We start from the raw sequence: 9,899 nt of genomic DNA on the forward strand, positions 1-9,899 counted from the left end.
CGCGCACCGTGTAGGCGATCACGGACCGCCGGTCGGGCGGATCATGTGAGCTAGTACGCGGGGCGACCGCGGGCAACCGCCGCGACTGAGGATACAACCCGGTGGCTGGGGGTTGATCACCGATTATCAGTTCAAAGACTGAGAATTCAACTGACAGAATGGTGGCACCGGAGGTTACCGCCGAGCCGGGAGCCTCAGACTCGATAAAGATTAACAGGCCGTCAGCGGATCGCCGGCGACCGTGATCGGCGGCCCGCCTTTGCGCTTGCTTGGCACCCGCCGCGGCCTTAAACTCATGTTTGTTGGTCCTCCCGCCCCCCGCGGCCCGTGTGCCGTCCCGCTGCGTCCCTCCGTGAGCCACCTCATGCCCCGGTTCGCCGCCGCCTGCGTCCTCGCGCTCGCGTTCCAGTCGCCCTCGCTCGCACAAGCTCCAGTCGCTCACGCTCCCGGCTCGCCTGCGGCCGCCCCGTCGTTCACGACGGAAATCATGCCGCTGCTGACGAAGGCCGGGTGCAACCAGGGCGCGTGCCACGGCAAGGGCCAGGGCCAGAACGGGTTCCGCCTGTCGCTCCGCGGGTTCGCCCCGGAGCAGGACTACAAGTGGATCACCCGCGAGTTCGACGGCCGCCGCATCGACCGCACCGTCCCCGCGGCGAGCCTCCTGCTCCGCAAGGCGATCGCGGATTCGCCGCACGAGGGCGGCAAGCTGTTCGCCCCGGGGGGCCGCGAGTACGAACTGCTCCTCGCCTGGATCGGTGCGGGTTACCCCGGCCCGGCCAAGGACGAGGTGAAGATCAGCAAGCTCGAACTCACCCCCGCGGCCGCGGTGCTGAAGCCGGGCGAGGAGGTGCAACTGGTCGCCACCGCCACGTTCGCCGACGGCTCGAAGCGCGACGTCACCTGGCTCACCAAGTTCGACTCGAACGACGCCGCGTTCCTCCAGGTGTCGCCGGGCGGCAAGGCTAGGGCGGTCCGCAACGGCGCGAGTGCGGTGCGGGCGATGTTCCTCACGGAAGTCGCCGTCACCGTGTTCAGCATGCCCTACGACCGGCAGGTGGACCCGAAGCGGTACGAGGGCGGCAACAACTTCGTGGACACGCACGTGTTCGCGAAGCTCAAGGAACTTCGCATCGAGCCGTCGGACCTGTGCTCCGACGAGGAGTTCGTCCGCCGCCTGTTCCTCGACGCCGCCGGCATCCTCCCGACCGCCGAGGAGGTCACGGCGTTCGTGGCCGACAAGACCCCCATGAAGCGCGCGAAGCTGGTCGATGCGGTCCTGGCACGGCCCGAGTTCACCGACTACTGGGCGCTGCAACTCGGCGACCTATTCCAGAACCGCAAGGAGCGCGACCACGACGTCCGCGGGACAAAGGGGGTGCGGCAGTTCCACGAGTGGCTGCGGCAGCAGGTCGCGGCGAACCGGCCGTGGAACGAACTCGCCCGCGACGTGCTCACCGCGAGCGGCTCGAACTCCGAGAGCCCGGCGGTGGGGTACTACGTCGTCACCGTCGGCGAGCAGCGGCACGCCGACCGGTCCGACGCGCCGGAGTCGGTCGCGCAGTCGTTCCTCGGCATCCGCATCGGGTGCGCCAAGTGCCACAACCACCCGCTGGAGCGGCACACGCAGGACGACTTCTACCACTTCGCGGCGTACTTCAGCCGGGTGAAGCTGGACCGCAAGGACGCCAAGAGCGGCGCGACGAAGTTGAGCGTCAGCCACCCGGACCAGAACCAGAACAAGAGCCCTGTGGGCGTGAGCCAGCCGCGGACCGGCATGTTCATGAAGCCGCAGCCGCTCGACCGCACCCCCAACGACGTGAAGCCGACCGACGACCCCCGCGAGGTGCTCGCCAAGTGGGTGACGGACCCCGCGAACGAGTACTTCACCGGCGCGATGGTGAACCGCGTGTGGCGGCACTACCTCGACGTCGGCCTGGTCGAGCCGGTGGACGACCTGCGGGCCACGAACCCGCCGACGAACCCGGCCCTGTGGGCGGCGCTGAAGAAGGAGTTCCTCGACTCGAGGTACGACCTGCGGGCGCTGATGCGGGCGGTGCTGAACTCGCGGACCTACCAGCTCTCGAGCGCGACCCGCGGGGGCAACGCGACCGACGCCCGGTTCTACTCGCACTACTACGCCCGGCGGCTCCCGGCCGAGGTGATGCTCGACGCGATCTGCGACGCGACCGCGGTGCCCGACAAGTTCGACGGGTACCCGCTCGGCCTCCGGGCCGTGCAGGTGCCCGACCCCGGCACCGCGTCGTACTTCCTGCGCACGTTCGGCCGCAGCGAGCGGGTGACGGCGTGTGCGTGCGAACGCGCCAGCGACGTGTCGCTCCCGAGCGTGCTGCACCTGATCGTCGGCGAGACGGTCGCGAACAAGGTGGCGGCCGGCGGCGGCTGGCTCGCGAAGCACCTCGCGGCCGAGAAGGACGACGACAAGCTCATGGACGCGCTGTTCCTGCGGGCGCTGGCCCGCACCCCGACCCCCGCCGAGCGCGCCAAGGTGAAGGATCTGCTGAAGGACGCGCCCCGCGACGAGGTGTACCGCGACCTGTTCTGGGCCGTGATGAACAGCAAGGAGTTCCTGTTCAACCGGTGACTGCGGCTGTTCAAGGTTCCGGGTCCAAGGTTGAAGTCCGTGCGGCTCGCAACCTTGAACCTTGAACTCGAATCCGGTCACCGGGATTCGAGCGCGAAGGCCGGCGTGTTTGGCTGATCGGCCCTCACTTCGGTGGTGAGCTTCGACTCGGAACTGAACCGGGCGGGGACCACGTTGATCTGCTTGTCGTGCGGCTCGCCCGGCCAGTCGGGCCGGTCCCGGAACATCCGCACCTCGACCCGGTACTTCCCGGGCTTCGCCTTCAGCGTGAACGCCCCGTCCCGCACCTCGGTTACCACCGGGGGCTCCCCGCTCGCCGAGACGAAGTACACCTTCCCGTCGGGGGCGTTCTTCTTGTCGAGGGTAACCGTCCCCTCGACGTCCTGCGGGACCGTCGCCGGGTCCGGCCCGCACCCCGAGAGGGCGACCAGCGCCCCGAGCGCCACTGCTGCAACTCGCATTTGTATGTCCTCCTCGTCTCGGGGCGCGTCAGGGGGTGGTGGAGACTTGACCGTCGTCGCGGGTGGCGAGTTGGCCGAGCGTGTCGAGCGGGGTGGCGTCGGTCAGGAACCGGACCGACCCGTCGGCGAACGCCACGTTCACGCCGCCGGTGTGCGGGGAGTTGAGCGGGGTGTTGTGGGCCGCCCGGCTGCAGACGCCGGTGTTGCAGTCGTCGGCCGCCCACCCCGTCTTCTGGTTCAACTTGTACCGGACCGTGTTCGTGTTGTAGGCGCGGCCGTTGAACCCGCTCTGGCCCGGTTGCACGAGCATGTCGGTGCCCATCGTGAACCCGTGGTCCGCGGCCGACCGGGCGTCGAGTTTGGTGCCGTTGGTGAGGGTCATGTAGTCGCTGACCTCGCCGATCACGATGGTGTTGCTCGTCCCGTCGGTGATCGCGCCGATGGTGACCTGGGCATTGGCGAACAGCACCCCGCCGGCGCTGTGGACGCCGCTGTTGCAGCACCCGGTCGTGCCGGTCAGGTTGCTGATGCGGCCCTCGGTGTACCCGGCCCAACTGTTCGACCCGGCGACCGCAGTGTAGCTCGCCACGATCCGCTTCCCCGGCCCGCCCGGGAGGGTCTCCCACAGGGGCAGGGTGGTCGACGGGCACAGGAGCGTGGTGATCGTGGCGTTGTTCACGAGCGTGGAGTTGCCGCCGTCGGCCCGGCCGGAGCCGTAGGAGTACACCCACTTGTCGCCGATCGCGCCCTGCTCGATGTCCGACAAGATGTACGGGATCCAGGAACTGCCGAAGATGCCCGCGCCGGGCGTCGGGCTCGAGCGAGTGCCGAACGGGGCCTGGTCGTCGGCGCACCCGGGCGGGAACCGGTTCATTCGCCCGTGGTAGTTGTGCAGCGCGAGGCCGAGTTGCTTCAGGTTGTTCTGGCACTTCATGCGTGCGGCGGCCTCGCGGACCTTCTGGACCGCCGGCAGCAACAGGCCGATCAGAATGGCAATGATGGCGATCACCACGAGCAGTTCAATCAACGTGAACGCGTGCCGGGACGCTCCCGGTCCAGTCCTGTGGACCATGAATCGACCTCGTAATGAAAGGTGGGCGAACGACTGGCGGTGGGGAGGAATCGCCACCAGGAGACTTCGACGCGCGAGCTGCGCATTGGACACGCGGCCGGCGGAATTCCGGTAAGCTAAAGTGGGGGCGAGATTTGCGTCGTGGGGAATTAAGGGCCGTGACGGCGTGTGCGACGGCCCGGGTGTGACGTGTGATCGACTGCTACGTCTCGCGGCGAACGCCGGACGGTTGGGTCACCCGATGAGTTTCTTCTCGACGAGGTAGTCCAACACGATGGCGACGCCGGCCTCGACGGGTTGCTTCGAGGCGTCGAACGTCAGTTCGGGGGCGGCCGGCGGCTCGTACGGGTCGTCGATGCCGGTGAACCCCATCCCCTTCCCCGCCGCGACCGCCTCGCGGGCCTGCTTGTACAGCCCCTTCGGGTCGCGCTGTTCGCAGCACTCGATCGGGGTGCTCACGTACACCTCGATGAACGGCAGGGCACCCGATTTGTTCTGCGAGTGGATCGCGCGGACCGCGTCGCGGTCGGCGCGGTACGGGCTGACGAAGCTCGTGAGCGCCAGCAGGCCGGCGTCGGCGAACAGCTTCGCGACCTCGCCGATGCGGCGCACGTTCTCGACCCGGTCGGCGGCACTGAACCCGAGCCCGAACCGCTTCGCTTCTTGCTCGGCGTACCCCCGGGTGTCCGCGAGGATCATCGGCCCGGCGTTGAGCCCGAACCGGACGTTGTCCCCGTCGAGGACGTAGGCCGCGTGGCCGCCGGCGACGAGCGCACGCTCCAGCGCGACCGCGAGCGTGCTCTTCCCGGACCCGGACAGGCCGGTGAACCACAGCGTCGCGCCGCTCTGCTTCAGGACCGCCCGGCGGTCGGCGTGCGAGACGGTGCCGGCGTGGTAGAAAACCTGCGGAGATCGGGCCTCGGACATGCCTGCACCAGTGCGGAACGCGGAGTGCGGAATTCGGAATCCGAAGTGCTAGTCTACCGAACTCGGGGTGCGCGACTCGCAGCCGACCGGCTCTTCGATTCCGCACTCCGCGTTCCGCACTCCCCACTTCCTAGGGGCCGGTGACCCGGAACTCCTTGGGGGCGCTGCGGGCCTTGCGGCCGGACGGGTCGCGGACCTCGACGGAGACCGTGTACACGCCCGGGGCCGTCGGCACCGCGAACGGGTACAGGACGTGGAAGTCGCGGACCGGGCCGCGGCTGGGCAGCTTCTTCTCGAACTTCGCGACCTCCACCCGCCGCCGCCAGTCCTCGGGGTCGGCCTGCTTCACGAGTACCCCGTGCGCGTCCTTGATCTCGACGGCGACCTTCGCGTGCGTCACGTGCGTCTCGCCGTGCGGCCCGGCGGCCGGCTGGCTCACGAGGTTCTCGACCTCCAGGTAGAGTTGGGCCTGATCGTTCGGGTGGTACGGCTGCCCCTCGGGCCGCGGGTCGTACCGGCCGAACCCCGCGACCTTGGTGCAGAACGCGAGGTTCTCGATCTTGAGCGCGGCCCGCGCCCCGAGCCGGGCGGCGATCGCCTCCAGTTGGTCGACGAGCGCGGCGACGGCGGCCGGGTCGGCGGCGAGGTCGGCGGTGGCCCCCCGCTGGAGGATCGGCACGACGGCGAGGACGAACTCCTGGTTCGGGCCGTCGAGCGACTTGAGGATCTCAATGGCCCGGGTCGGCTTCCCCTCGGCGTAGGCCTTCACCGCTTCGAGCAGCGGCGACTCCCGGCCCGGCGTGAAGGCCGGCGGGGGGGTGACGCTGGGCAGCACGGGGTACAGCGAAACGGGCTGGAGGTCGCCCGGCAGGCTCGGGGCCGCCGGGGCGAAACCCGGCGAACTGGGAGCGTAAGCGACCGGCGCGCTGGTCTTCGGGGCCGAGCGCGCGGCGACGGTCTCGCCGGGCCGCGACGGCAACTCGCCGAACACGTCCTTGCGGGGCGTCTCGGTGGCCCGCTTCGCCTCGGCGGCGATCCTCTCGCGCACCTCGGGCGACGTGATGGGCGTCGACTGCGCGGGGATGAACAGGCAGGCCGGGCAGACCAGCGCGGCCGCTGCGGCGGAGAGCAGGAGCGGCCGGCGGTGGGTGGTCATCCGTGACCCTCGAGCCGTTGGGCGGGTCCGCGCGTCGGCGCGGCCGATCGCCCCCATACCCTGGGGTTCCGCCCGCGCCAAGGGCACTGCCGCGGGGGTGACTCTGGATGGATGAGGGCGAGCGGGGGACTTGCGGCCCCCAACAGGGTGCGCGTGCCGCGACTCGCCGACCGGCACCGAGTTCGGTATCCCATCTCCATTGCCACAGATCACGTTACCCGGCAGGAGCCACGCTTGCGCACACTAATCACCGGTGGGGCCGGGTTCATCGGGTCGCACCTGTGCGACCGGTTCCTCGCCGAGGGGCACGAGGTCGTCGCGGTCGACAACTTCATCACCGGCACCCCCGAGAACATCGCCCACCTGCTCGGGAACCCGAAGTTCAAGCTCATCGGGCACGACATCTCCAACCCCCTCAAGGTGAAGGAGCGGGTCGACAACGTGCTCCACTTCGCCAGCCCGGCGAGCCCGGTGGACTACCTGGAGCACCCGATCCAGACGCTCAAGGTCGGGTCGCTCGGCACGCACAACGCGCTGGGGCTCGCGAAGGCGCACGGCGCGCGGTACCTGCTCGCCAGCACCAGCGAGGTGTACGGCGACCCGCTCGAGCACCCGCAGCGCGAGAACTACTGGGGGAACGTGAACCCGGTCGGGGTCCGCGGCGTGTACGACGAGGCCAAGCGGTTCTCCGAGTCGATGACCATGGCGTACCACCGCGTCCACAACGTGAACACGCACATCGTCCGCATCTTCAACACCTACGGCGAGCGGATGCGGCTCAACGACGGCCGGGTGCTGCCGAACTTCATGTACCAGGCGCTCACCGGCCAGCCGATCACCGTGTACGGCGACGGCAAGCAGACCCGCAGCTTCCAGTACGTCTCGGACCTCGTCGAGGGCGTGGTCCGCCTCCTGGCTACCGACGACCCGAACCCGGTCAACATCGGGAACCCCGCGGAGATCACCATCCTCCAGTTCGCCGACGAGGTGAAGGCACTGGCCGGGGCCGACAGCCGGATCGTGTTCCACCCGCTCCCGCAGGACGACCCGAAGGTGCGGCAACCGGACATCACCCGCGCCCGCTCGCTGCTCGGGTGGGAGCCCAAGGTGGGCCGCGCCGAGGGGCTCAAGCGCACGATGGACTACTTCCGCGCGAAGGTAAAGAAGGGGTAACGGCCGCCCCGTGCCGAGTCTTTCGGTCCGAGCCCGAGCGCCGAGCGAGGGTTCACGCTCGCCCCTCGCTCGGCGCCCGGGCTCGGACCAGACCGAAGCAACCAGACCTGGCGCTAAATTAGTTCGTTGGGGCCGACCACAGATGGCACACGTCGCGATCGTCGGCGGGGGGCTGACCGGGCTGTCGGTCGCGTTCCGCCTCCGGCAACTGGCCCCTGGGGTCGCAGTCACGGTCCTGGAGCCCGGGGACCGGGCCGGCGGGAACGTCCGCACCGAGGACCGCGACGGGTTCCGCGTCGAGCACGGCCCGAACGGGTTCCTCGACCGCACCCCGTCGGTGCCGAACCTCGTTCGCGACCTGGGGCTCGCCGACCGCCTCGTCGCCGCCAGCGAGGGGAGCCGCAAGAACCGCTACCTGTTCCTCCGCGGCGCGCTCCGCAAGATGCCCGGCGGCCCACTCGGGCTCCTCACGTCCGACCTGCTCTCGCCCCGCGGCAAGTGGGACCTGTTCACCGAGCCGCTGCGGCGCAGCCGGCCCCCGAAGGGGGACGAGTCCGTCGCAGCGTTCGTCACGCGGCGCGCCGGGAGGGAAGCGGCCGACGTGTTCGCCGACGCGCTCGTCACCGGCATCCAGGCCGGCGACCCGGCCGCGCTGAGCGTCGCGGCGGCGTTCCCGCGGCTGCCCAAGATGGAGCGCGAGGCCGGGAGCATCGTCCGCGGGTTCTTCCGGGCCGCGAAGCAGCGGAAGCGCGACGCCCTGGCCCGCGGCGAGCCGCCCCCCGGCCCGATGCGGATGTGGTCGTTCCGCGAGGGGCTCGGTACGCTCGTCGACGCGCTCGCGGCGCACCTCGGCGACGCGATCCGCACCGGCGTGCGGGTGACGTCGATCCGCCGTGGCGAGCCGGGAGCGTCAGCGACCGGAGGTTCGTGGCGCGTCGAGACCGACGCCGGCCCGGTGGCGGCCGACGCGGTCGTGCTGGCGTGCCCGGCCTACGAGCAAGCGGCTGTCGTCGCCGATCTCGACCCACACCTCGCCGATCTCGCCGCGGGGATCGCCTACAACCGCATCGCCGTCGTCGCGCTGGGCTACCGCCAGACCGACTGCGCGTGGTCGCCCGACGGGTTCGGGTACATCGCCCCGCAGCGCACCCGCCGCGACGTGCTCGGGGTCCAGTGGTGCTCGGCGATCTTCCCGGACCGCGCCCCGCCGGGGTGCGTGCTGTGGCGGGCGCTGTGCGGGGGCGTGGCCCGCGGCGACGCGGCCGAGTGGGACGACGAGCGGCTGTCGCGTGCGGTCCACGAAGAAATGAAGCTGGCGATGGGGGTCCGCGGGGAGCCGGTGTTCCGGCGGATCGTGCGGTGGCCCCGGGCGATCCCGCAGTACAACGTCGGGCACCTCGACCGCGTCGCGGCGATCGAGGCCGCGGCCGCGGCGCACCCGGGGCTGTTCGTCACGGGGAACGCCTACCGCGGCGTCGCGATGGGGGACTGCGCCGAGCAGGGCGAGCTCGTCGCGGGGCGGGTCGCGGGGTATCTGCTCGCGTCGCGGTAGCGGTTCTGGTCCGAGCCCGAGCACCGAGCGAGGGGTGAGCGTGAACCCTCGCTCGGCGCTCGGGCTCGGACCAGATCGGCCCTCCTCGGTCGCGGCTACCGATCCACCGCCCCCGGCGTCACTTCAGCAGCCGTACGGCCTTCACGAGGTACTGCAGGCCGCTGCCGATCGTCGCCAGGAGCATCGCCCACACCAGCGCGTCCTGCACCGGCTCCAGCACCGCCAGCGCGCCGGCCGCTCCGGCGCACCCCCGCAGCCCGAGGATCAGGTACACGCCGATCAGCACCGCGCACTGGAGCCCCATCTTCAGCTTGCCGAACCAGTCGGCCCCGAACTTCTGCCCGGTCGCCTCGACGATCCCGCGGACCCCGGTGACGACCAGCTCGCGGCTCACGACGACGACCACCATCCACGGGACGATGCCGGACAGCGGGACCGGGATCAGGTACACGAACGCGCCGCACACGAGCACCTTGTCGGTGAGCGGGTCGAGGGCCCGGCCGATGAGCGACAGCGGGCCGTACCGCCGCGCCCACCACCCGTCGAGCCAGTCGGTGACGCACGCGACGGCGAACGTGGCGAGCGCGGCGAACCACGCGGCGTGGACCGTGCAGGTGAACACGACCACGGCCAGCGGGATGCGGGCGAGCGACAACGCGTTCGGCACGTTGAGGAGCGGGTCGTGCGGGAGTTCTGGCGGCGGCACGGTCATGTCGGGGTTCGCACAACGCAACGGCGGACGGTACGGCGTACCCGTTCATTGTGCGAACGCGGCGGGAAACGGCAGTGGGGCCGGCGGAACCTGCTCAGGGGACAGAGGCCTTCGGCCGCAGAGGCCTTCGGCCGCAGACGGCAGACGCCTTCGGCGACAGAGGACCGACGCCTTCGGCGACAGAGGACAGAATGCTGTGTTGAATCGTTCGCCTCACGCGGGCCGCCACGGAGGGCGGCCCCTA

At 70.4% G+C, this 9,899-nt stretch carries 8 protein-coding genes; 3 read left to right on the top strand and 5 right to left on the bottom strand.

Annotated elements, in window-relative coordinates; translation table 11 throughout:
* Positions 1-364: 364 nt before the first annotated feature.
* Positions 365-2,602: a DUF1549 domain-containing protein gene (locus ACTIGN_RS32795; RefSeq protein WP_439631933.1), complete on the top strand. Its 2,238-nt coding sequence runs from the start codon at positions 365-367 to the stop codon at positions 2,600-2,602.
* A gap of 77 nt (positions 2,603-2,679) precedes the next feature.
* Here ACTIGN_RS32795 and ACTIGN_RS32800 read toward each other — a convergent pair whose 3' ends face one another.
* The 4 genes from ACTIGN_RS32800 to ACTIGN_RS32815 form a co-directional block, all read right to left on the bottom strand.
* Entirely contained in the window at positions 2,680-3,063 is a 384-nt protein-coding gene (locus tag ACTIGN_RS32800) for a hypothetical protein (protein ID WP_439631935.1), read from the bottom strand.
* A gap of 28 nt (positions 3,064-3,091) precedes the next feature.
* The gene (locus ACTIGN_RS32805; protein WP_439631937.1) at positions 3,092-4,135 is read right to left on the bottom strand and encodes a DUF1559 domain-containing protein; all 1,044 of its coding nucleotides are present in this window, start codon (positions 4,133-4,135) and stop codon (positions 3,092-3,094) included.
* A gap of 234 nt (positions 4,136-4,369) precedes the next feature.
* Entirely contained in the window at positions 4,370-5,062 is a 693-nt protein-coding gene (cysC, locus tag ACTIGN_RS32810; protein WP_439631939.1) for an adenylyl-sulfate kinase, read from the bottom strand.
* Between the two features lie 130 nt (positions 5,063-5,192).
* Positions 5,193-6,218: a hypothetical protein gene (locus tag ACTIGN_RS32815; RefSeq protein ID WP_439631941.1), complete on the bottom strand. Its 1,026-nt coding sequence runs from the start codon at positions 6,216-6,218 to the stop codon at positions 5,193-5,195.
* A gap of 234 nt (positions 6,219-6,452) precedes the next feature.
* Between ACTIGN_RS32815 and ACTIGN_RS32820 the strand changes: the two genes are divergently transcribed.
* Positions 6,453-7,391 (top strand): UDP-glucuronic acid decarboxylase family protein, encoded by a 939-nt coding sequence (locus tag ACTIGN_RS32820; RefSeq protein ID WP_439631943.1) that lies wholly within the window; start codon positions 6,453-6,455, stop codon positions 7,389-7,391.
* Between the two features lie 142 nt (positions 7,392-7,533).
* Entirely contained in the window at positions 7,534-8,943 is a 1,410-nt protein-coding gene (gene hemG, locus ACTIGN_RS32825; protein WP_439631945.1) for a protoporphyrinogen oxidase, read from the top strand.
* Between the two features lie 118 nt (positions 8,944-9,061).
* Here hemG and ACTIGN_RS32830 read toward each other — a convergent pair whose 3' ends face one another.
* Positions 9,062-9,655: a CDP-alcohol phosphatidyltransferase family protein gene (locus ACTIGN_RS32830; RefSeq protein ID WP_439631947.1), complete on the bottom strand. Its 594-nt coding sequence runs from the start codon at positions 9,653-9,655 to the stop codon at positions 9,062-9,064.
* Positions 9,656-9,899 lie beyond the last annotated feature (244 nt).

Origin of the sequence: Gemmata sp. (assembly GCF_051859125.1) — a bacterium.
GTDB lineage: Bacteria > Planctomycetota > Planctomycetia > Gemmatales > Gemmataceae > Gemmata.

Coding starts and splice junctions, on each gene's coding strand:
- ACTIGN_RS32800 (WP_439631935.1), bottom strand. CDS start 3,063: ATGCGAGTTGCAGCAGTGGCGCTCGGGGCGCTGGTCGCCCTCTCGGGG.
- ACTIGN_RS32805 (WP_439631937.1), bottom strand. CDS start 4,135: ATGGTCCACAGGACTGGACCGGGAGCGTCCCGGCACGCGTTCACGTTG.
- ACTIGN_RS32815 (WP_439631941.1), bottom strand. CDS start 6,218: ATGACCACCCACCGCCGGCCGCTCCTGCTCTCCGCCGCAGCGGCCGCG.
- cysC (WP_439631939.1), bottom strand. CDS start 5,062: ATGTCCGAGGCCCGATCTCCGCAGGTTTTCTACCACGCCGGCACCGTC.
- hemG (WP_439631945.1), top strand. CDS start 7,534: ATGGCACACGTCGCGATCGTCGGCGGGGGGCTGACCGGGCTGTCGGTC.
- ACTIGN_RS32830 (WP_439631947.1), bottom strand. CDS start 9,655: ATGACCGTGCCGCCGCCAGAACTCCCGCACGACCCGCTCCTCAACGTG.
- ACTIGN_RS32795 (WP_439631933.1), top strand. CDS start 365: ATGCCCCGGTTCGCCGCCGCCTGCGTCCTCGCGCTCGCGTTCCAGTCG.